Origin of the sequence: Bacillus cereus group sp. Bce019 (assembly GCF_051781745.1) — a bacterium.
GTDB classification, from domain to species: Bacteria; Bacillota; Bacilli; order Bacillales; family Bacillaceae_G; genus Bacillus_A; species Bacillus_A cereus.
In genome coordinates this window covers 1-269 of the sequence record NZ_JBPWJX010000143.1, presented here as the reverse complement: position 1 = coordinate 269, position 269 = coordinate 1, and the positions used below count along the sequence as shown (strand labels likewise).

Genomic DNA, 269 nt, shown 5'->3' with positions numbered 1-269 from the left:
CCGCTTCAAATCCGGCCTCCACGATGAGCGCGAAGCGGTCGCCGCCCATGTAGCCTTCAATGGCGTTCTGCCAGGACGTGCCAGGATTGGGCTCCACCAATTGAGACAAGACATGCGGGTGAGACTGCGGCAGCTCCCGTTCCAAAAGTTCAAGCGCGACACGCACCGCGTCCGGCGCCGGTGACCGGCCGGCCTGCAAGTTGCGCAGTTCCGCATCGCGCTGCGTGCGCTCATCTTCATGCGCGGCGCGCTGCTGACTGGCCTGCGCC

1 protein-coding gene is annotated in these 269 nt (G+C 65.8%); it reads right to left on the bottom strand.

The annotated features are described in order from the left end of the window. Positions 1 to 269: hypothetical protein (locus ACS2QP_RS27790; RefSeq protein ID WP_438883070.1), on the bottom strand; the 269-nt coding region annotated here is incomplete at both ends.